Here is a 22253-nt window from a genome sequence, read left to right on the forward strand (position 1 = left end):
TGATCCGCGACATCCGCTAAAGATTTCGCGAAAGTTGCCGTATTAACGGGACCACGAGCGGTGACGCGTGCGTTCCGCCTCCTCTCACTCCCACTCAGGATGTCTCATGAGAATGACCCAATTGGGCCGAGTGAGCGTCGGCGCGCGTCTGGCCGCGCTCGCGTGCGCGCTCGTCGCCTTGCTGTTTACCGTGTTTGCGTGGACGCTCGCCCATTTCGCCGGCCAGCAGCTCGCCGATGAAGCGCATCAGCGGATCGCCGACAAGGAGCAGTCGATCCGCGCGATGGTCGACCTGTTCGACCAGGCGTTGAGCGCCGAAGCCAACCGCTCGATGTCGCTGTTCGCGAGTTTCCTGCCGGCCGATTTCACGCTCGACCCGGCGCGCACCGTCGACATCGGCGGCGTGGCCGCGCCGACCCTCCTCGCGGGCGGCCAGCCGCTCGACCTCGATTACTCGATTCCCGACCAGTTCCTGAAGAAAAGCGGCGCGATCGCGACGATCTTCGCGCGCGACGGCGACGATTTCGTGCGCATCACGACGTCGCTGAAGAAGCAGGACGGCGCGCGCGCCGTCGGCACGAAGCTCGACCGCGCCGGCCCCGCGTATGCGCCGCTCGTCGCCGGGCGCAGCTACACGGGCCTCGCGAAGCTGTTCGGCCGGCCGTACATCACGCAGTACAAACCGGTGACCGATGCGGGCGGCCGCGTGATCGGCGCGCTGTTCGTCGGCCTCGACATCGGCGCCGAGCTCAAGCTCGTCGAAGACGGCATCCGCGCACTGAAGATCGGCGACAACGGCTACTACTTCGTGCTCGATGCATCGCAAGGTCCGTCGCGCGGCACCTTCGTCGTGCATCCCGATGCGGCCGGCCAGCGGGCCGACGACGCGCGTGCGCCCTACGCGCAGATGCTGGCGGCCGGCGAAGGCCGGCTCGCGTACACGTCGACCGATCCCGCCGCGCACGACGGCGGGCCGAGCGCGAAATTCGTGTCGTTCACGACGATTCCGCAGTGGCAATGGCTCGTCGGCGGCGTTGCGCTCGACGACGAGCTGCTTGCCACCATGCGCGCCACCCGCAACCGCTTCCTGATGATCGGCGCCGTGCTCGTCGCGGCGTTCGCGACGCTGTTCGTCATCGTCGTGCGACGCGTGGTGAGCCGGCCGCTGGAAGCCGCCGCGCGCGCGTCCGAACGCTATGCGGCGGGCGACCTCAGCGTGCGCATCCGCGACGGCGCGGGCGGCGCGCCCGGCGGCACGGGCAACGACGAGATCGGCCGGCTCGTGCAGGCGGTCGACGGGATCGGCGACGGCCTCGCGCGGATCGTCGCGCAAGTGCGCAACAGCGCCGCCGACATCGCGCACGGCACGGTCGGCATCGCGGCCGGCAGCGGCGACATCGCCGCGCGGATCGCGACGCAGGCCAGCAGCGTCGAACAGACGGCCGCCAGCATGGAGGAGATCACCGCCGCGGTGCAGCAGAGCGCCGAGCACGCGGCGCAAGCCAACGCGCTGGTCGCGGACGCGTCGGCCGCCGCGACGAACGGCGACGCCGCGGTGCAACGCGTGGTCGCGACGATGGACGACATCGGCCGCGCGACGCGCCGGATCGCCGAGATCACCGGCGCGATCGAAGGCATCGCGTTCCAGACCAACATCCTCGCGCTGAACGCGGCCGTCGAAGCCGCCCGCGCGGGCGAACACGGCAAGGGCTTCGCGGTGGTCGCGGCCGAGGTGCGCGCGCTCGCGCAGCGCAGCGCGGCCGCGGTCAAGGAGATCGACGCACTGAGCACCGAATCGTCGACGACCGTCGAACAGGGTTACCGGATCGCGGACGCCGCGCGCGGCACGATGCGCGACATCGTCGCGCGGGTCGACCAGGTGCGCACGCTGATCGGCGAGATCAGCGCCGCGTCGCGCGAGCAATCGACCGGCATCGAGCAGGTGAACCTGGCCGTCACGCAGATCGGCGACGCGACGCAGCAGAATGCGCGGCTGATCTCGGATGCCGAGCGCGCGGCCGTCGCGCTGCGCGACCAGGCCGCGCAACTGTCGGACGCGGTCAGCGTGTTCCGGCTCGAACGCGACGCGTGACCGACGGCGGGCGATCGGCCGCGGCCGGGCCTCGACTACTTCTTGTCGCCGGCCAGGTCGATCGCCTTGTCCGAGCCGACCGCGTGGCGCAACTGGAACTTCTGGATCTTGCCGGTCGACGTCTTCGGCAGCTCACCGAAGCGCACGGCCTTCGGCACCTTGAAGCCCGCGAGCAGTTGCCGGCAGTGCGCGACGATCTCCGCCTCGGTCGCGCTCGCGCCTTCGCGCAGTTCGACGAACGCGCACGGCACCTCGCCCCACTTCGGGTCGGGCATCGCGACGACGGCCGCCACGGCCACCGCCGGATGCCGGTACAGCGCGTCCTCGACCTCGATGCTCGAGATGTTCTCGCCGCCCGAGATGATGATGTCCTTCTTGCGATCCTTGATCCGGATATAGCCGTCCGGCATCAGCACCGCGAGATCGCCGGTATGGAACCAGCCGCCGTGGAACGCCTCGTCGGTCGCCTTCGGGTTCTTCAGGTAGCCCTTCATGCAGATGTTGCCGCGGAACATGATCTCGCCGAGCGTCTCGCCGTCGGCCGGCACCGGCGTCATCGTGTCCGGGTCGAGTACCGTCGCGCCCGCTTCGAGGTGGTAGCGCACGCCTTGACGCGCATTCAGCCGCGCGCGTTCCTCGTCGGACACTGCGTCCCAGTGCGATTGCTTCGCGCAAACGGTCGCCGGGCCGTAGACCTCGGTCAGCCCGTACACGTGCAGCAGGTCGAAGCCGATCTCCTTCATCTTCGCGATCACGGCCGGCGCGGGCGCCGCGCCCGCGACCATCGCGTGCACCGTATGGTCGATCCCCGCGCGGAACTCGGCCGGCGCGTTCGCGATCGCGCTCTGCACGATCGGCGCGCCGCAGTAGTGCGTGATGCGCTCGCGGCGAATCAGGTCGAACACGGTCTTCGCATCGAACTTGCGCAGGCACACGTTCACGCCCGCGCGCGCCGCGACGGCCCACGGGAAACACCAGCCGTTGCAGTGGAACATCGGCAGCGTCCACAGATACACCGCGTGCTTCGGCATGTCCCATTCGAGGATGTTGCTGATCGCCGCGAGGTACGCGCCGCGATGGTGGTAGACGACGCCCTTCGGGTCGCCGGTCGTCCCCGACGTGTAGTTCAGCGCGATCGCCTCCCATTCGTCGGCGGGCGGCGTCCACGCGTAGTCGGGGTCGCCGCCGGCGACGAACGTCTCGTAGTCGGTCGCGCCCGCGAAACGGTCGGGGTCGGCCGGCAGCGCGTCGGCCACGCTGACGATCTTCAGGCCCGGCACCTCGAGCGCCGCGCGCTGCGCGACCTCCGCGTATTCGGTGTCGACGATCAGCACCTTCGCCTCGCCGTGACGCAGCATGAACAGCACCGACGACACGTCGAGCCGCGTGTTGATCGTGTTCAGCACGGCGCCGGCCATCGGCACGCCGAAGTGCGCCTCGACCATCGCCGGGATGTTCGGCAGCAGCGCCGCGACCGTGTCGCCGCGCCCGACGCCGGCCTGCGCGAGCGCGCTCGCCAGCTGCTTCGCGCGCGTGCAGGTCTCGCCCCACGTGCGCCGCACGTCGCCGTGCACGATCGCGAGGCGCTCGCCGTAGACTTCCGCCGCCCGGATCAGGAAATCGATCGGCGTGAGCGGCACGTAATTGGCATCGCGGCGGCCGAGCCCGGCCTCGAACATCTGCGTCATGATCCTGTCTCCCGTGTTCTGTCGACCGGAGCGCACGCACCCCGGATCGTTTTGATGTGGTTCAATTGCCGACAGCCTAACGGGCGCTATTGTGAGCCGTCTGTCATCGAAACGACAGAGTGCCGCTCGAGCGCTGCGCGTTATCCCTATCCTCGCAAACCCGCACCCATGCACGACCATCCCGACGCGGCCGCCGCCCCGGCCGACCCGCCTCCCGCACCGGGCCCGCTGCCGCCGCTGGCGACGCTGTTCGGCCAATGCGCGTGGTTCCGCACGCTGGCGCCCGAGCACCAGGCGCTCGTGCTGGCCCAGTCGCACGTCGAACAGTGCGAAGCCGGCGACGTGATCGCGCACCGGCTCGCGCCTTCCGCATACTGGATCGGCGTCCATCGGGGGCTGCTGAAGCTCGCGATCTTCAACGTGTCGGGGCGCGGCTGCACGTTCTCCGGCGTGCCGTCGGGCGGCTGGTTCGGCGAAGGCAGCGTGATCAAGCGGGAGCTGCGCAAGTACGAGGTCGTCGCGATCCAGCGCTCGACCGTGCTGTTCGTGCCGGTCGACACGTTCCATGCGCTGCTCGACACGAGCCTGCCGTTCACGCGCTTCGTGATCCATCAGTTGAACAACCGGATGGGCGAATTCATCGCGTCGATCCAGAACAGCCGGCTGCTCGACGTCGACGCGCGCGTCGCGCAGGCGCTCGCGCAGCTCTTCAACCCCGCGCTGTACCCGGATACCGGCCCGTCGTTGTCGATCTCGCAGGAGGAACTCGGGATGCTCGTCGGCGTGTCGCGTCAGCGGATCAACCAGGCGCTGCAGCAACTCGAGAAGCTCGGCGCGTTGCGGCTCGCGTACAACCAGATCGACGTCGTCGATCTCGATGCGCTCGCCCGCTTCGGCATGGAGCAGCTGTGAGCGCCGCCCGATACGCGAAACCGTCGCGATCGCGGCGGCGCATTCCGTCTGCGGAATCGGCCGACGGCCCGCGCGCCTCAACCTGACGATTCCGCCAGTTTCGCGACAGTAACCCGTGCCGGGCCGACGCCTATCATTCGGGTTCCCTTCACCGCCGCCCGATCACCGCCTGCCCCGCCGCCTCCATGTGGATCGTCAATCTCGCGCTCAGGCGCCCCTACACGTTCATCGTGATGGCCATCATGATCGTGCTGGCCACCCCGCTTGCGCTGATGCGCACACCGGTCGACGTGCTGCCCGCGATCAACATCCCGGTGATCAGCGTGATCTGGAATTACAACGGCTTCTCCGCGACGGAGATGACGAACCGCATCACGTCCGTGCATGAACGGGTGCTGACGACGACCGTCAACAACATCCAGCACGTCGAATCGACGTCGCTGCCCGGCATCGCGGTCGTGAAGGTGTTCCTGCAACCGGGCTCGAACGTGCAGACGGCGATCGCGCAGACGGTCTCGTCCGCGCAGGCGATCGTGCGGCAGATGCCGCAGGGCGCGACGCCGCCGCTCGTGATCACCTATTCCGCGTCGAGCATTCCGGTGATCCAGCTCGGGCTGTCGAGCAAGACGCTCAGCGAACAGTCGCTTGCCGACATCGCGCTCAACTTCCTGCGCCCGCAACTGATCACCGTGCCGGGCGCGCAGATCCCGTTCCCGTACGGCGGGCGCACCCGCGTGGTCGCGATCGACCTCGATCCGCAGGCGTTGCTCGCGAAGGGCCTCACGCCGGCCGACATCGTCAACGCGGTCAACGCGCAGAATCTCGTGCTGCCGACCGGCACCGCGAAGATGGGCCAGACCGAATACCGGATCGACACGAACGCGTCCGCCGATACCGTCGCCGACATCAACGACCTGCCGGTCCAGACCGTCAACGGCGCGACGACCTACCTGCGCGAGGTGGCGTCGGTCCGCGACGGCTTCGCGCCGCAGACCAACGTCGTGCGCCAGAACGGCCAGCGCGGCGTGCTCATCTCGATCCTGAAAAGCGGCGACGCGTCGACGCTCAAGGTCGTGTCGGACCTGAAGGCGCTGCTGCCGAAGGTGATCCCGACGCTGCCCGAGGGGCTCACGATCACGCCGCTGTTCGACCAGTCGGTGTTCGTCAACGCGGCCGTCCAGGGCGTGATCCACGAGGCGCTGATCGCCGCCGTGCTGACCGCGATGATGATCCTGCTGTTCCTCGGCAACTGGCGCAGCACGCTGATCATCGCGATCTCGATTCCGCTGTCGATCTTCACGTCGCTGATCGCGCTGTCCGCGCTCGGCGAGACCATCAACATCATGACGCTCGGCGGGCTCGCGCTCGCGGTCGGCATTCTCGTCGACGACGCGACCGTCACGATCGAGAACATCGAGCGGCACCTCCATCTCGGTACGAACCTGCACGACGCGATCCTCGAAGGCGCAGGCGAGATCGCGGTGCCCGCGCTCGTGTCGACGCTGTGCATCTGCATCGTGTTCGTGCCGATGTTCTTCCTGACGGGCGTCGCGCGCTTCCTGTTCGTGCCGCTCGCGGAAGCCGTGGTGTTCGCGATGCTCGCGTCGTACGTGCTGTCGCGCACGCTGGTGCCGACGCTCGCGATGCTGCTGTTCCGCCCGCAGCAGGCGCACACCGGTGCCGACCATTCGGCGTCGCGCTTCGCCCGCATCCATCACGCGTTCAACCACGCGTTCGAGCGGCTGCGCGCGTGGTACATCGTGCTGCTCAGCATCCTGCTCGTGCGCCGCCGCTTCTACGCGCTGTGCTTCCTCGGCTTCTGCGTGCTGTCGACCGGCCTCGTGTTCATGCTCGGCCGCGATTTCTTCCCGAACGCCGATTCCGGCAACATCCGGCTGCACATGCGCGCACCGACCGGCTACCGGATCGAGGAAACCGCGCGCCTCGCCGACCAGGTCGAGCGCGTGATCCGCGAAACCGTGCCGCCCGACGAGCTCGGCGCGATCGTCGACAACCTCGGCCTGCCGGTGAGCGGCATCAACCTGTCGTACAGCAACGCGGGCACGATCGGCACGCTCGACGGCGAGCTGCTGATCGCGCTGAAGCCCGGCCACCGCGCGACCGGGCACTACGTACAGACGCTGCGCACGCTGCTGCCGCAGCGCTTCCCGGGCGTCGAGTTCTTCTTCCAGCCGTCGGACATCATCACGCAGATCCTCAACTTCGGGCAGCCGGCCGCGATCGACGTGCAGGTGCTCGGCAACGATCTCGCGAGTAACATGACCATTGCGAGCAGCCTGATGAAAAAGATCAGGCAAATCCCCGGCGCCGTCGACGTGCACGTGCTGCAACGCAACGACGAGCCGACCCTGCTGGCCGACATGGACCGTACGCGCATGCAGCAGCTCAATCTCTCCGCGCAGAACGTCGCGCAGAACATGCTGATCTCGCTGTCGGGGAGTTCGCAGACGACGCCGTCGTTCTGGATCAACCCGCGCACCGGCGTCCAGTACCCGCTGCAGATCCAGACCCCGCAATACAACCTGTCGTCGGTCGACGACCTGCTCGGCACGCCGATCTCCGCCAGCGGCCGCACGGGCACGCCGCTGCAGCTGCTCGGCAATCTGGTGCAGGTGCGCAGTACCGTGAATCCCGCCGTGATCACGCACTACAACATCCGCCCGGCGATCGACGTGTACGTGAGCGTCGAGGGCCGCGATCTCGGCGCGGTGGCGGGCGAGATCGACCGCATCGTGGCCGACGCACGCGCGACGCTGCCGCGCGGCACCGACCTCACGATGCGCGGCCAGATCGAGACGATGCGCACGTCGTACATCGGCCTCGGCGCGGGCGTCGCGATGGCGATCGTGCTCGTCTACCTGCTGATCGTCGTCAATTTCCAGTCGTGGCTCGACCCGCTGATCATCATCAGCGCGATGCCGGCCGCGCTCGCCGGCATCGCGTGGATGCTGTTCGTCACCGGCACGCACCTGAGCGTGCCCGCGCTGACCGGCGCGATCATGACGGTCGGCGTCGCGACCGCGAACAGCATCCTGGTCGTGTCGTTCGCGCGGCAACGGCTCGCGGCCGGCGCGCCGCCGCTCACGGCCGCGCTGGAGGCCGGCGCGACCCGGATCCGGCCGGTGCTGATGACGGCGCTCGCGATGATCATCGGGATGGTGCCGATGGCGCTCGGTCTCGGCGAAGGCGCCGAGCAGAACGCGCCGCTCGGCCGCGCGGTGATCGGCGGGCTGCTGTTCGCGACCGTTTCGACCTTGCTGTTCGTGCCGCTCGTGTTCGGCGGCGTGCATTCACGGCTGGCCCGTCGGCGCGCGCGCCAGGCCGGACACTGACTTTCGCCCCACTACCCGGTTGAATTGGTTGAATTCATGGAAGAGAAACATCACAGCGCCGTCGGCATCCAGGTGGACGAACACGGCATGCACCTGCCGACGCGCGCGTCGGTGTCGCGACGCGGACGGGTCGTCCTGATCGTGATCGGCGTACTGCTGGCCGCCGGCGCCGCGCGCACGCTGATCGTCAACGGGCTGAACCGCAACCGGCTCGACGCGGTCGCCGAGCAGAACACGCGCCAGTACGTGAACGTCGTGCATCCGGTCGACGCGGCCACCGGCGGCAAGCTGACGCTGCCCGGCACGCTGCGCGGCTTCATCGAGGCGCCGATCCATGCGCGCGCCAGCGGCTACGTGCTGCGCTGGCAGGCCGACATCGGCGCGCACGTGAAACAGGGGCAAACGCTCGCCGAACTCGATACGCCGGAGCTGAACCAGGAACTGGCGCAGGCCACCGCGCAACGCCAGCAGGCGCAAGCCGCGCTCGCGCTCGCGAAGACGTCGTTCGACCGCGCGCAGCAGTTGCGCCAGCGCGATGCGGTGTCGCAACAGGAACTCGACGACCGGCAAGGCGCGTTCAACCAGGGCACCGCGAACCTCGCGGCGGCCGATGCGAACATGCGCCGCCTCACCGAACTGAAGGGCTTCCAGCGGATCGTAGCGCCGATCGACGGGATCGTCACGCAGCGCAACGTCGACGTCGGCGACCTCGTCAATTCCGGCAACGCGGGCCGCGCGCTGTTCACGGTCGTGCAGGCCGACCGGCTGCGCCTGTACGTGCAGGTGCCGCAGGCGTATGCGCAGCAGGTGAAGGTCGGCCAGCACGTGAGCGTCGCGCAGGCCGAGCTGCCGGGGCGGACGTTCGACGGCACGATCACGCGCACGTCCGAGGCGATCGACGTCGCGACGCGCTCGCTGCAGATCGAGATCACGCTGCCGAACCCGGACGGGCGGCTGCTGCCCGGCGCGTACGTGCAGGCGACGCTGCCGATGACGCCGGTCGGCCGCCTGCAGGTGCCGGCCAATACGCTGCTGTTCCGCGCCGAAGGCCCGACGGTTGCGACCGTCGATGCGAACGGCCAGGTCCACCTGAAGCAGGTGACGGTCGTGCGCACGATCGGCCAGACGCTCGAAGTCGACGGGCCGATCACGCCGAACGACCGCCTCGTCGCGAACCCGAGCGACGCGCTCGCGAACGGCGACCGGGTCGTCGTGCAGGCGCCGGCCGCGCAGCCGGCCTCCGCGGTCGCGGGAGCGAAGTCGTGAGCGCGATGCGCACGCGCGTGCGGCCCGTGGCGCTCGCCGCCATCGTCGCGGCCGCCGTCGCCGCCGGCTGCACGGTCGGCCCGGATTACCGGCGCCCGCCCGTCGATACACCGGCCACGTGGCGACTCGATCCGGCCGACCAATACTGGCAGCCGGCCGCGCCGGCCCGCGCGCCGCTCGATCCGGTCTGGTGGACCGCGTTCGGCGACGCGCAGCTCGACGCGCTGGAAGCCGACGCGCTGCGCAACAACCAGAACCTGAAGGCGGTGGCCGCGCGCTACGACCAGGCGAAGGCAACGCTCGCGTCGGTCGCGTCCGCGCAGTATCCGGCCGTCGGCCTGAACGCGAGCGGCCAGCGCTTCAAGATCTCCGCCGACCGGCCGCAGACCAACTACGCGACGCGCAGCATGTCGACCGTGCAGAACGAGATCCAGGTCGGCGCGGCGGTCAGCTACGAACTCGACCTGTTCGGCCGCGTGCGGCGCAACGTCGAAGCCGCGCAGGCCAGCTCCGAGCAGGCGCGCGACGATTTCGCGAATGCGCGCCTCGTGCTGAGCGCCGATCTCGCGTCGAGCTATTTCGCGTTGCGCGAACTCGACACCGAGATCGACGTCGTCAAGCGTTCGATCGATCTGCAGCAGAAGGCGCTGGATTACGTGAGCGCGCGCCACGACCTCGGCGCGGTATCGGGGCTCGATCTGCTGCAGCAGCGCGCGCAGCTCGACGCGACGCGCACGCAGGCGCAACTGCTGATCCAGCAGCGCGCGCAGGTTGAAACCGCGATCGCGACGCTGGTCGGCGCGCCCGCCCCCGAATTCTCGCTGCCGCCGCGCGTGGTGCCGATCAACGCGCCCACGCTGCCGACCGGCATGCCGAGCGACCTGCTGCAACGGCGCCCCGACGTCGCGTCGGCCGAGCGCGCGATGGCCGCCGCGAACGCGCAGATCGGCGTCGCGCGCGCCGCGTATTTCCCGCGCATCACGCTGTCGCCGGACCTCGGCTGGGACGCGACCCGCTTCGCGGGCCTGTTCACCGTGCCGGCGCTGCTGTGGTCGGTCGGCGGGTCGCTCAGCCAGCCGCTGTTCGAAGGCGGCAAGCTGAAGGCCGGCGTCGATTTCGCGCAGGCCGGCTACGTCGCCGCGCAGGCCAGCTACCGGCAGACCGTGCTCACCGCGTTCCAGGAGGTGCAAAATGCGGTGACCGGCCTGTCGGTGCTCGCGCAGGCCGCGCAGCAGGCCTCCGCGGCCGTCGACGACGCACGCAAGCTCGTGTCGCTCGCGCAGGATCGCTACGCGGGCGGCCTGACGCCGTTCATCGACGTGCTGACGGCCCAGCAGCAACTGCTGACGAGCGAGCGCCAGGCCGTGCAGATCCAGGGCCAGCGCGCGGCGCTCGTCGTGTTTCTCGCGAAGGCGCTCGGCGGCGGCTGGGACGGTGGCACCGAGAGTGGCCCGGCGCCGTCCGACGTCGCGTCGGCGGCCCCGCAGCGCGGCGCGGGTGTCGGCCTTTGACCTGCCCTTAACCCGGTTACGCGGAAAACCAACATGAAAGTGCTGATCGTCGAAGACGAACCGAAAGTCGTCGAATACCTGAAGAGCGGCCTGACCGAGGAAGGCTGGGTCGTCGATACCGCGCTCGACGGCGAGGACGGCGCGTGGAAAGCCGTCGAATTCGACTACGACGTGGTCGTGCTCGACGTGATGCTGCCGAAGCTCGACGGCTTCGGCGTGCTGCGTGCGTTGCGCGCGCAGAAGCAGACGCCCGTCATCATGCTGACCGCGCGCGATCGCGTCGACGACCGCGTGCGCGGCTTGCGCGGCGGCGCCGACGACTACCTGACCAAGCCGTTCTCGTTCCTCGAGCTGATCGAACGGCTGCGCGCGCTGACGCGCCGCGCCCGCGTGCAGGAATCGACGCTGATCTCGATCGGCGACCTGCGCGTCGACCTGATCGGCCGCCGCGCGACCCGCGACGGCACGCGGCTCGACCTCACCGCGCAGGAATTCCAGCTGCTCGGCGTGCTCGCGCGGCGCAGCGGCGAGGTGCTGTCGAAGACGACCATCGCCGAACTCGTGTGGGACGTGAACTTCGACAGCAATGCGAACGTCGTCGAAACGGCGATCAAGCGCCTGCGCGCGAAGCTCGACGGCCCGTTCGCGGACAAGCTGCTGCACACGATCCGCGGGATGGGCTACGTGCTCGAAGCGCGCGAGGACGGCGACGCGGAGCGGCGCGCATGAAACGCTCGATCATCCTGCGGCTTTCGGCGATGTTCGGCATCGTGTCGCTGCTCGTGTTCACGCTGGTCGGCTGCGGGCTGTTCGTGATGATGGAGCGCCAGCTGTTCGCCGAGTTGCGCGCGACGATCGACACGCGCGCCAAGGTCGCCCAGATGATCGTGTCGCACGCGACCACGGCCGCGCGCGGCCGCCTGATGCAGGAAAAGCTCGCCGATCTCGAGCCGCCCGACGGCTCGACGCACTACCAGGTGATCAGCGACAACCCCGCGTTCCGCTTCGGCAGCCCCGTCGACGGCGTGCCGCTCGACCCGCCGTTCGGCGCGTTCCAGCGCTACCAGCTCAACGACAGCAGCTACGCGGTGATGACGAAAACCATCACGCTGGCCGGCGCCGGCGAGCGGCCGACGCTGCAACTGGTGGTCGCGACGTCGTGCGAACGGACGCAGCGGATGCTGCGCCGCTTCGGCTGGACGCTGGCCGCGCTGATCGCGACGGCCACCGTCATCACGCTGCTGCTGAGCCGCGCGGTCGCGCGCTTCGGGCTCGCGCCGCTCGACCGGCTCTCGCAGGACGCGGCGAGCGTGAGCGCGACGAACCGCCGCCAGCGGCTGCACACCGACGCGCTGCCGACCGAGCTGCGCGATCTCGCAACGTCGTTCAACGGCGCGCTCGAACGGATCCAGCAAACCTACGCGCGGCTCGAAGCGTTCAACGCGGACGTCGCGCACGAGCTGCGCACGCCGATCAGCATCCTGATCGGCCAGACCCAGGTCGCGCTGACGAGCCGCGACCGGTCGGTCGACCGGATGCGCCAGACGCTGCAGTCGAACCTCGAGGAATTCGAGCGGCTGCGCGTGATCATCAACGACATGCTGTTCCTGTCGCGCAGCGACCGCGGCGAACGCGCGACCGACCTGAAGGACGTATCGCTCGCCGACGAGGTGCGGCGCATGCTCGACTTCCTCGAAATCCCGCTCGACGAGGCGCGGTTGCGCGCCGAACTGCACGGCGATGCGCGCGCGGCCGTCGATCCGTCGCTGTTCCGCCGCGCGATGACGAACCTGCTGATCAACGCGATCCAGCATTCGGCGCCCGGCGCGACGCTGAACGTGACGATCACGCGCCGCGACACGCTCGTCGAAATGGCCGTGTCGAACCCCGGCGAGCCGATCGACCCGGTGCTGCGCTCGCATGTGTTCGAGCGCTTCTACCGGCTCGAGGAAGCGCGCGCGAACAGCAAGGAAAACCACGGGCTCGGGCTGTCGATCGTCAAGGCCGTGGCCGAGATGCACGGCGGCGGCGTGTTCGTCGCGTGCTCGGGCGGCGTCAACACGTTCGGCTTCTCGGTATCGACGCAACCCTGCTCGGGCGGGCCGCTGCGGCCGGCCGATGTCGCCGGCGCGGTGGATTCGGCCGATTCGGCCAATCCGTCTGGTCCGCGCGACGCGCGGCCGGCGCACGCGCCGCGCGCGCTGCACTGACGGCGGTCGCGCGCCGCCGAGGGCAGTTTTCTTCAATACGGGCCGACGCGGCGCCCGTAGTCTCGATACGACTTTAGACATGTCGCATGGAGACACCTGATGAGCATGCTGGTTTCGATGGCCGCGTTCGCGCTCGCCTCGTCGATCACCCCCGGTCCCGTCAACATCGTCGCGCTCAGCGCGGGCGCCCGCCACGGCCTCGGCGCGAGCCTGCGCTACGCGGCCGGCGCGACGCTCGGCTTCGTCGCGCTGTTCCTGCTGATCGGCCTCGGCTTGCACGCGGCGCTCGCGCGCTGGCCCGTGCTGACGACGGCCACGCAGTGGTCGGGAATCGCGTTCCTGCTGTACATGGCGCTGCGGCTCGCGCTCGACGACGGCCGGCTGTCGGCCGATCCGCACGTGGCCGGCCCGTCGGCGGCGTCCGGCGCGGCGATGCAGTGGCTCAATCCGAAGGCATGGCTCGCGTGCGTGGCCGCGATGGGCGCATATGCGGCCGATGGCGACCGCGCGCAGGTCTGGCAGTTCGCCGCGCTGTATCTGGTGATCTGCTTCGCGTCGATCGCATGCTGGGGCTATGCGGGCGCGTCGTTGCGGCACCGGCTCGCGAACGCACGGCGCATGCGCGTGTTCAACCGGCTGATGGCGCTGCTGCTCGCGGGCAGCGCGCTGTTCCTGCTGGACGTGTAGCGGCTTCGCCGGTCAGCGCATCGCGCTGCGATACTGTCCGGGCGTCGCGGCCGCGATCCGCCGGAATGCGCGCTGGAAATGCGCCTGGTCCGCAAAGCCGGCGTCGAGCGCGACTTCGGCGATCGGCCGGCCGCGGCGCAACTCGGTGCGGCCGTACTGCACGCGCCGATCGATCAGGAACGCATGGGGCGTCATCCCGTAACGCGCATTGAACGCGCGGATCAGGTACGACGGCGACAGGTCGGCCGCCGCGCAGATCGCATCGAGCGTGACGGACTCGCGGCAATGGGCGGCGATGTAGTCGGCTGCGCGGGCGAGTTTCGCGTTGTCGTCTCCCGGCCGCCGGTCGGGCAGCTCACGGTCGAGCGCGCCGTGCAGCGCCGTGAAGAATTCGACCGCCGCACTTTCCTTGCCGAGCGCATCGATGCCGGGCGACACGAGCGAGCGATAGAAGCCGCCAAATTGCGCGAACAGGTCGCCGCGGTCGGTCCACTTCGGCGAAAACCCGTGGAAATCGCGGTTCGGATCGTGCCCCAGCGAGTGTTGGAGCCGCGCGAGCCACGGCACGTCGACATAGACCATCCGGTATGCCCACGCATCCGGGCCGTAGGGATTGCAGGCGTGTACCTGCTCCGGATCGATGATCACGAGCACGCCGCGGCCGACGTGCGCGTTCGTCGCACCGTTTACGTACGTGCTCGTGCCGCCGACGATCGCGCCCACCGACAGCGTGTCGTGCGTGTGTTTCGCATAGCAGATCGCACGCCCGTCGTCGACCGTGCGCGCCTCGATGAACGGCAGCGCGGTATCGCGCCAGAACGGCGACGGTACGGTGGATCGGTTGGCGGTACGGTTCACGCGGCGGGCTCCGGTTCGGACGAATGCTCACCGTACAAGACTGTGCGGCGCCGCGCAACCGCACCGTCCGGCTTCGATGTTCGGTTGAATCGTGCCCACGACGATGATCGTGGGCACGATCCTGCCCGTCGCCGGCGCCCGACACGATGTCGCGCTTGGGCCGGGACATCGCGCCCTGTACCCGCCTACAGGCGTTTCCGCCTGCTCGGGCGCCGACGTCGAGACGATCGGGTCAGGCCGGCACGTAGATCTTCGGATCCCACCAGTAGTAGCCGAACAGTTCCTGGTTCTGCCCGCCGACGAGCTTGTAAAGCGCGAAGCAAACGCCGAAATATTCGGTGCCGCTTTTCCGGACCGACGAGTCGAAAGTCGCGAACGTGAGTTGCTTCTTCAGCGGCGGGAGGCCATTGCGGCTCCCCGAATCCGGGTTGGGTTCCACCGCGCCATTGCGGACGACGGTGTTGCAGACGAACGGGTTGAATACCTCGTCGCCTTGATAGCGCGGGATGTTGTAGATGATCACGGCATCGTCGGAGTTGTCGTAGATCGACACGCCGGTGAACTGGACGCGGTCACCCGGATATGCGGTGATTTCCAGGTCGGCCGTACCCTGCCCCTTGACGCCACGCGCGCCGGTGCAAATCAGGAACTGGCCATTGTGGGCGATGCCCGTCGGCTTGTTCGGATCCTGGCTCGGATTCGGATACGTTTTCTTGACCCATTCCGTATCGATCACCGCGATGATGTTGATGTCCTGTGCGCTCGATGCAAGAGTGACTTCGGTAGCCATGGCTGATCTCCATTCATTAAGCGTTATGAATTTAAATCCGACGACGCGTCATTGGCGCGTCAAGGACAATATCGTCCTCTTCGGCAATCGAAATCAATTACAGTCGATTACGCGGCGACGAACGTTTTAATTCACACCTGACAACCCGATTCCAGACCGAAAAAATCCATAAAATCAATTACAGTCGATTACACCGCGACATCGACCCCATCTCGTCCGCGAAAAGCAATTTTCATTAAAATAAATCCCCCATCAAACCTGACAGGTACTAAAACCAATATAAATGGCCAATACTGAAAAAGCGCATCGCCGATGCGCCACGCGCACCGCACGGGCAATTGGCCCACCACGGAGGTATTCCAATGAAAATCGATCCGAACAGTATCAATCTGGAAAAAGCCGCTCAGTCCGTTCAAATTCTTGCAGTTATCGACACGAATTACATAAAGAGAAGTCACCCCAATCCGAGCCTGAACGCGCAGAACCCGACCAGCATCCCCAGCACTGCGTTGTTCATGCTCAACGGCCACGCGCCCGGCGTGAGCAGTTCGGAGGGAAACGGTAATCTGGGCCTGAAATTGAATGTCGGCGACAAGGTATCCCTGATGGGGACGTCGCTGGCCGACAATTCCGGAGACGCTGCGCTGATTTACCACGTCCAGCAATACTCGGGCGCTCAGGTGTTCGCTCCGTTTACCGCGGTGACCATCGAACAGGCTGGCGCGGCGAGCGCTGCCGAAACGCCGGACCTCATCGCGACCTCGGCGCAATCCCAGGTCTTCCAGGCATTCGAATCCGTCGCAAAATCCGCCGGATCCGAGTACCTCGCCACGTCTTTTGCGCTTTATACGCGGAGCCAGAACAGGAAATCCTTGTTCGGCTACTTCTTCTGGGTCTGGCAAGCCGCCGCTGCTTGACGCGAGCGCCGCCGACAACTCGCTCCGAAGCGATACGGGAGCGATTCAAGTCGGCAGATCTTGCGCGGCGCCCCGGACGGTGCCGCGCCTTTTCCACGACAAAACCAAAATGGAGCACCCGTATGACAGCCGATCTTGGAAGCCTCACGCTCGACCCGAGCGCGCAGCAAATCGACATCCTTGCGGTAATCGACACGGAATACATCAAGTGGAGATACCCGCATCCGAGCAGGCAGCCCGAATTACCGATCTCCGTCGATCACCGCGCCGTGCGCCTGCTGTATACCGGTGCGCGGGGCGGGTCGATCGGAAACGGCCCGGCCGACCCTGTTCTGACGCTGTATCCGGGCGACACGGTTTCACTGAGGGCAGTCTCCCTCTATGGGAACGTGGACGACGCGGTGCTGATTTATCAGGTTTCGCACCTGTTCGGCCAGCAGGTATTCAACCCGTTTTCGCAGGACTTCCTCGACGTGAACGCCGTGCAACTGAATCCTGAAACGCGCGACGGCCTGCCGCCGGTGACGAAGCCGCAGACTTTCGTCAGCATTGGCTCCAAGGCAAGAGAGAGCGGGATAGAAACGCTTGGCGCGTGCTTCGGGCTCTATACGCTGGAAAGAAGCACCCAGGAGCTGGTCGGATACTACTGGTGGGACTGGTTCGTCACGTGCTCCTGATATTCGCCTTCCGGCGTTGACGGCTCACCCGTTCCGCGGGCAATAGTCACGAAATGGGCTGGCGGCATGCACGGCATCCGCCAGCATCGGCAGTGGCGCCGACTCTTTCCGGCCGACATTCGACCTGCTGCCATCGCGGCCGGCGAATACGTCGTCGGTCGGGTACCGCGCGGGTGAAGCACGCGCGGTACCCGATCTCACGCGTGGTTGCCCCGAGCCGGCACGGATCTCTCGCGACCGAGATCCACGCCGGCACTTCACGACTTCCCTCCCCGGCATTCCTGCATGACCGCCGCCGACGCGCTCGCGAGATGGCCTATTGACCGGAATTTGCCTAAGCTTTGAATTCCGTCCGCCGCGGCACGCGCGGCGCTTCCCGTTCACTCTTCCCCCCGCCACGCTCATGCAGATCGATCTGAAAGGCAAGACCGCGGTCGTCACCGCTTCCACCGCCGGCATCGGGCTCGCGATCGCCGAAGGACTCGCGCGCGCCGGTGCGCGCGTCGTCGTCAACGGCCGCAGCGACACGTCGGTGCAATCCGCGCTCGAGAAACTGCGCGACACCGTGCCCGGCGCAAGCTTCGACGGCGTCGCCGCCGACCTGTCCGATGCGGCCGGCGTCGCGCGTGTCACGCAGCACACGCCGGATGCCGACATTCTCGTCAACAACGCGGGCATCTACGGCCTGAAGCAGTTCTTCGACATCGACGATGCCGAATGGGAACATTATTTCCAGATCAACGTGATGTCCGGCGTGCGGCTCGCGCGGCATTACCTGAAAGGGATGATCGAACGCAATGCCGGGCGCATCGTGTTCATTTCGTCGGAATCGGGCCTGAACATTCCCGTCGACATGATTCATTACGGGTTCACGAAAACCGCGCAGTTGTCGATCGCGCGCGGCCTCGCAAAACTCGCGGCCGGCACCAACGTGACCGTCAATTCGGTGCTGCCGGGGCCGACGATGTCGGAAGGCGTGCGCGCGATGCTGAAAGCGCAGGCCGACGAAACGGGCCGCAGCATCGACGACGTCGCGGTGGATTTCGTGCGCACCGAGCGCGCGACGTCGATCATCCAGCGGCCGGCGCTGCCCGAGGAAATCGCGAACCTGGTCGTGTACGTGTGTTCGCCGCTCGCCTCGGCCACGACGGGCGCCGCGCTGCGCGCCGACGGCGGCGTGCTCGATACGATCGCGTGACGCGTGCGTGACACGCTAGCGCGGCGCAGGCGGCCGCGCTAGCGCGATGCGGCCTTGCCCGGCTGGAGCGTGCCCTTGCGGTCGGCGTCCATGCACGAATCGAAGCCGTACTGCGTGACGACGCCGGCCTTGTCGAACACGACGAAGTACGACCGGTGATCGTTGCCGTGCTCGATGAAATAGTTGTAGCAGACACCGCTGCCGTTGCGGACCATCCAGACGCTGCGCGGGTTGCCGGCGGCGCGGACGACGTCGGCGCGCGTCGCGCCGTGCCTCGACGCGGCCCGTGCCAGCGGCGTGCGCGAATACGAAAACGGCAGCCACGAGTCGAACCACGCACAGCCATGCAACATCAGGCAGCTGGCGGCCAGGGACAGCGTCGCTGCGGGACGGGACATCGAAATCAATCGCATGCTCGGGGAATCTGCTGCGCCATGCCGGCGTGATCGAAAGCCCCATGCTACTCGACCTTTGGGTCCGGATCGAAAAGAAATGTAGAGATCGTTATCCGGATCCCTGCGATCGCAGGCGTCCTCGCCCGCCGAATCGTCAGCGATCGTTGCAGCCGTCACCCGCGTGCGTGGGCATCCGCGTCGTCGCACCGCTGCGTCGAGCCGACGCAACAGCATGCGCGCTCAAGCGATCCATTCGGCCCACAGCATCGTGAGCACCGTCATCAGCGCCGGGCCGACGAACAGCCCGATCAGGCCGAACGTCTCGGCGCCGCCGAGGATGCCGAACAGCACGAGCAGGAACGGCAGCCGTGTCGAACCGCCGATCAGCACCGGCCGCACGAAATGCTCGGCGACGAACACGACGATGAACCCGAGCGCCGCGACCACGACGGCCCACATGGTCGCCCCCTGCACGAACAGCCAGAGCGCCGCGCCGCAGAACACGACCGGCGCGCAGAACGGCAGCATCGCGGCGACCGCCGTGACGAGCCCGAGCAGCGCCGCATGCGGCACGCCCGCGAGCGCATACGCGACGCCGAGCAGCGCGCCCTCGCCGAGCCCGACGACGACGAGCCCCGTCACCGTGCCGTACACGGCCGCGACCATCCGCTCGATCAGTTCCGCGCCGTTGCGCCCGAACGCGCGCCGCGCGCCCTGCAGCAACGCACCCGACAGCTTGTGGCCCGCGCGCAGGATCACGAACAGCGTGACGAGCATGAAACCGAATTCGAGCAGCACGTGCGCGAGCTTCGTGCCGAATTGCCGGCCGAACGCGATGAATTTCTCGCTGTTGACGCCGTGCATCGCGGTGGCCGCATGCAGCGGATGGCCGAGATTGGCCTGCCACCATTCGGTGATCTGCGCCGCGCCGTACGGCAACCGGCTGACCACGTCCGGCAACGGAATGCCGTTGTCCTGGACCGTGTGCAGCCACTCGCGCAGGTCATGCGCCTGCGCGATCGCCTGGGTCGTCGCGACCGCCACCGGCAGCACGACGAGCAGCGAAATCGCCGCCGTGATGACGGTCGCGATCAGCGTCGGCCGGTCGCGGAACAGCCGGTGCGATTCGAAGCGCTTCAGCAGCGGCCACATCGCGATGGCGATCACGCAGGCCCACGCGATGGCGGGAATGAAATCGCGGATCACCCACAGCGCGAGCACCAGCAGCGCCGCATACAACGCGACGCGGGCGATCTGTTGCGCGCGCGGCCGCGCGGCGGAATCGTGAGACGACGGCACATGTGCGCCCATGGCACCTCTGTCGAAAAGAAAAAATGGCAGTTCGCGCAGGCCATCGGCCTGGACGAACCGCCATTCTATCCATCGGCGCCCGACCGGCGCCGCGCGCGATGCGCGGAGCGCCGCGGCGCGGCGTCGACGTGCCCCCGCTTACGCCACCTTGTCCGCGACCCGGTAGCGTTCGAGCCAGTGCGCGTACGGCGCGGGCAGCGTCCACGACGGACGCTCGACGCCGAGCTGCTTGGCCGCGTAGTACGGCCAGTGCGGATCGGCCAGGTGCGCGCGGCCGACCATCACGAGATCGAGTTGCTGTTCCGCCACCACGCGGTTCGCCAGTTGCGGCGTGTCGATCCCCCACGCGGACGACACCGGCAGCCCGGCCTCGCGGCGCACGCGCTCGGCGATCGGCGCGAGGAACGCCGGGCCCCACGGAATCTGCGCGGTGGGCGTCGAGAAGCCGACCGACACGCTCAGCATGTCGAGCCCTTCCCGCTTCATCCGCTGCGTGAGCGCGATCGACTCGGCGAGCGTCTCTTCGTCGCGGCCGTCGTATTCGATCACGCCGAGGCGCGCGGTCAGCGGCAGATGCTCGGGCCAGACCTTGCGAACGGCGGCCAGCGTGTCGACGAGGAAACGGCCGCGGTTTTCGGCCGAACCGCCGTATTCGTCGGTGCGCTGGTTCGAATGCACCGAGAAGAAGCTCTGGCCGAGATAGCCGTGCGCGAAGTGCAGTTCCAGCCATTCGAAACCGAGGTCGCGTGCGCGCTGCGCCGACGCGACGAAGTCGGCCTGCACGCGGGCGATGTCGTCGTGCGTCATTTCACGCGGCACCTTGGGCAGATGCGCGCCGAACGGCACGGCCGACGGCGCGATGGTCTGCCAGCCGCGCGGATCGCCGTCGGCGATATGGTCGTCGCCTTCCCACGGGCGGTTCGCGCTCGCCTTGCGGCCCGCGTGCGCGATCTGGATGCCCGGCACCGCGCCGGCCGCCTTGATCGCCGCGACCGACGGCGCGAACGCCTCGGCCTGCGCGTCGTTCCACAACCCGGCGCAGCCCGGCGTGATGCGGCCTTCCGGCGACACGGCGGTCGCCTCAGCGATCACGAGGCCCGCGCCGCCGCGCGCGATGCCGGCCAGATGCACGTGATGCCAGTCGTTGACGACGCCGTCTTCGGCGACGTACTGGCACATCGGCGGCACCGCGATGCGGTTGCGCAGCGTGACATCCTTGAGTTTGAACGGTTCGAACAGGGCAGACATCCACGACTCCTTTGCTTGGTTCTGCAAAACGGCTGGGAATGCGCCGCGCGGTGCGCACGACGCAACGATGCGGGCCGTCGGCGGGCCGGCAGCGCCCGGCGACGGCAAGGACGCGGCGCCGGCCCGGCCGGCGCCATGCGGTTAGCGATGGCCGAGCTTCGCGAGCAGCGCCTCGGCCGCGGGCGCCGACGATGCGGGGTTCTGCCCGGTGATCAGCAGCCCGTCGGTGACGACATGCGGCGCCCAGTCGGCGCTGCGCTCGAATTCGGCGCCGTTGGTTTTCAGCATGTCCTCGACGAGGAACGGCACGACTTCGGTCAGCTCGACGGCCGCCTCCTCGCTGTTGGTGAATCCCGTCGCGCGCTTGCCGCGCACGACCGATTCGCCGGTCTGCGGGTTCTTCACGTGGCGCAGCACGCCCGGCGCATGGCAGACCGCCGCGACCGGCTTGCCGGCCGCGAGCGCACGCTCGATCAGGCCGATCGAATGCAGATCCTCGGCGAGATCCCACAGCGGGCCATGGCCGCCCGGGTAGAACAGCGCGTCGTAGTCGTCCGCCGATACCTCGGCCAGCTTGCGCGTCGACGCGAGTTCGGCCTTGGCCGCCGCATCGGCGTCGAAGCGGCGCGTCGCGTCGGTCTGCGCGGTCGGATCGCTGCTTTTCGGGTCGAGCGGCGGCTGGCCGCCCTTCGGCGACGCCAGCGTCAACTCGACGCCCGCGTCCTTGAACGTGTAGTACGGCGCGGCCAGTTCCTCGAGCCAGAAGCCGGTCTTCTTGCCGGTATCGCCGAGCGTGTCGTGCGAGGTCAGGACAACCAGGATCTTCATGATCGGACACTCCTTCGAAAATGAACGGGGGAACGGGGCCGCACGTCGGCGCGCCACGCCTGTCGGTTAGTCCGCCGGCGCGCGGCAACGTGCGATTCATTCATCCGCATGCGATATACGCCTATTAGACCAGTCGTCTAGAAACGGCCGAAATAAAACGACGGCGTCCCCTGCTTGAGCCCGCCGGAGACGTCGCCGCACGCTTGAGGACGGATGATAGCGCCGGATTAGACCGGTCGTCTAGAAGAATGCGCGTTCGCCCCTGCCGTCGTTATGGCCTTTGCGACCGGGGCGCAGTCCGGTCGCGCCCCG

18 protein-coding genes are annotated in these 22253 nt (G+C 67.9%); 11 read left to right on the forward strand and 7 right to left on the reverse strand.

From position 1 onward, the window contains the following. The first annotated feature begins 106 nt into the window (after window positions 1-106). Window positions 107-2092, forward strand: coding sequence for a methyl-accepting chemotaxis protein (locus DFS13_RS03435; RefSeq protein WP_111441362.1), 1986 nt, complete (start codon window positions 107-109; stop codon window positions 2090-2092). Between the two features lie 35 nt (window positions 2093-2127). On the opposite strand, the gene DFS13_RS03440 is transcribed toward DFS13_RS03435, so the two are convergent. Continuing rightward, entirely contained in the window at window positions 2128-3780 is a 1653-nt protein-coding gene (locus tag DFS13_RS03440; RefSeq protein WP_034202390.1) for an acyl-CoA synthetase, read from the reverse strand. A gap of 168 nt (window positions 3781-3948) precedes the next feature. Between DFS13_RS03440 and DFS13_RS03445 the strand changes: the two genes are divergently transcribed. The 7 genes from DFS13_RS03445 (at window position 3949) to DFS13_RS03475 (ending at window position 13719) form a co-directional block, all read left to right on the forward strand. Further along, window positions 3949-4692, forward strand: a complete 744-nt coding sequence (locus DFS13_RS03445; protein ID WP_166677896.1) for a Crp/Fnr family transcriptional regulator — start codon at window positions 3949-3951, stop codon at window positions 4690-4692. Between the two features lie 185 nt (window positions 4693-4877). Continuing rightward, on the forward strand, window positions 4878-8045 hold the full coding sequence (locus DFS13_RS03450) for an efflux RND transporter permease subunit (protein WP_111441363.1): 3168 nt from the start codon (window positions 4878-4880) through the stop codon (window positions 8043-8045). Between the two features lie 36 nt (window positions 8046-8081). Next, the gene (locus DFS13_RS03455; RefSeq protein ID WP_080322732.1) at window positions 8082-9311 is read left to right on the forward strand and encodes an efflux RND transporter periplasmic adaptor subunit; all 1230 of its coding nucleotides are present in this window, start codon (window positions 8082-8084) and stop codon (window positions 9309-9311) included. A gap of 5 nt (window positions 9312-9316) precedes the next feature. Then, window positions 9317-10822 carry an efflux transporter outer membrane subunit gene (locus DFS13_RS03460; RefSeq protein WP_111441421.1) on the forward strand — a complete coding sequence of 502 codons (1506 nt, stop codon included), beginning with the start codon at window positions 9317-9319 and terminating at the stop codon, window positions 10820-10822. A 33-nt stretch (window positions 10823-10855) separates the two neighbouring features. Further along, entirely contained in the window at window positions 10856-11551 is a 696-nt protein-coding gene (locus DFS13_RS03465) for a heavy metal response regulator transcription factor (protein ID WP_006485649.1), read from the forward strand. Beyond that, entirely contained in the window at window positions 11548-13032 is a 1485-nt protein-coding gene (locus tag DFS13_RS03470) for a heavy metal sensor histidine kinase (protein ID WP_006494936.1), read from the forward strand. Before DFS13_RS03465 ends, DFS13_RS03470 begins: the two co-directional genes overlap by 4 nt. Window positions 13033-13131: 99 nt before the next feature. Then, the gene (locus DFS13_RS03475; RefSeq protein ID WP_006485658.1) at window positions 13132-13719 is read left to right on the forward strand and encodes a LysE family translocator; all 588 of its coding nucleotides are present in this window, start codon (window positions 13132-13134) and stop codon (window positions 13717-13719) included. A 12-nt stretch (window positions 13720-13731) separates the two neighbouring features. On the opposite strand, the gene DFS13_RS03480 is transcribed toward DFS13_RS03475, so the two are convergent. Beyond that, window positions 13732-14577, reverse strand: a complete 846-nt coding sequence (locus DFS13_RS03480) for an AraC family transcriptional regulator (protein WP_060265968.1) — start codon at window positions 14575-14577, stop codon at window positions 13732-13734. 232 nt (window positions 14578-14809) lie between these two features. Then, window positions 14810-15367, reverse strand: a complete 558-nt coding sequence (locus DFS13_RS03485) for an inclusion body family protein (RefSeq protein WP_006485654.1) — start codon at window positions 15365-15367, stop codon at window positions 14810-14812. A gap of 362 nt (window positions 15368-15729) precedes the next feature. Here DFS13_RS03485 and DFS13_RS03490 point away from each other — a divergent pair, with 362 nt between their 5' ends. The 3 genes from DFS13_RS03490 to DFS13_RS03500 all read left to right on the forward strand — a co-directional run bounded on the left by DFS13_RS03490 (window position 15730) and on the right by DFS13_RS03500 (window position 18159). Next, complete coding sequence (locus DFS13_RS03490; RefSeq protein WP_034202396.1) at window positions 15730-16284, forward strand: AidA/PixA family protein; 555 nt, start codon at window positions 15730-15732, stop codon at window positions 16282-16284. Window positions 16285-16406: 122 nt separating this feature from the next. Further along, window positions 16407-16961 carry an inclusion body family protein gene (locus DFS13_RS03495; protein ID WP_034202397.1) on the forward strand — a complete coding sequence of 185 codons (555 nt, stop codon included), beginning with the start codon at window positions 16407-16409 and terminating at the stop codon, window positions 16959-16961. A gap of 403 nt (window positions 16962-17364) precedes the next feature. After that, window positions 17365-18159 carry an SDR family NAD(P)-dependent oxidoreductase gene (locus DFS13_RS03500; protein ID WP_006485656.1) on the forward strand — a complete coding sequence of 265 codons (795 nt, stop codon included), beginning with the start codon at window positions 17365-17367 and terminating at the stop codon, window positions 18157-18159. Window positions 18160-18197: 38 nt separating this feature from the next. Here the strand turns inward: DFS13_RS03500 and DFS13_RS03505 are convergent, their stop codons facing one another. From DFS13_RS03505 to DFS13_RS03520, 4 genes are all read right to left on the reverse strand, one after another. Beyond that, window positions 18198-18572 (reverse strand): hypothetical protein, encoded by a 375-nt coding sequence (locus DFS13_RS03505; RefSeq protein ID WP_006494939.1) that lies wholly within the window; start codon window positions 18570-18572, stop codon window positions 18198-18200. A gap of 222 nt (window positions 18573-18794) precedes the next feature. After that, on the reverse strand, window positions 18795-19865 hold the full coding sequence (locus tag DFS13_RS03510) for an AI-2E family transporter (protein ID WP_006485660.1): 1071 nt from the start codon (window positions 19863-19865) through the stop codon (window positions 18795-18797). A gap of 138 nt (window positions 19866-20003) precedes the next feature. After that, a complete protein-coding gene (locus tag DFS13_RS03515; protein ID WP_006494940.1) occupies window positions 20004-21113 on the reverse strand; it encodes an NADH:flavin oxidoreductase/NADH oxidase in 1110 nt (369 codons plus the stop codon). A 141-nt stretch (window positions 21114-21254) separates the two neighbouring features. Next, a complete protein-coding gene (locus DFS13_RS03520) occupies window positions 21255-21941 on the reverse strand; it encodes a type 1 glutamine amidotransferase domain-containing protein (RefSeq protein WP_006481723.1) in 687 nt (228 codons plus the stop codon). Between the last annotated feature and the right edge of the window lie 312 nt (window positions 21942-22253).

This window comes from Burkholderia sp. 28_3, assembly GCF_003253915.1.
Taxonomy (GTDB): domain Bacteria; phylum Pseudomonadota; class Gammaproteobacteria; order Burkholderiales; family Burkholderiaceae; genus Burkholderia; species Burkholderia cenocepacia.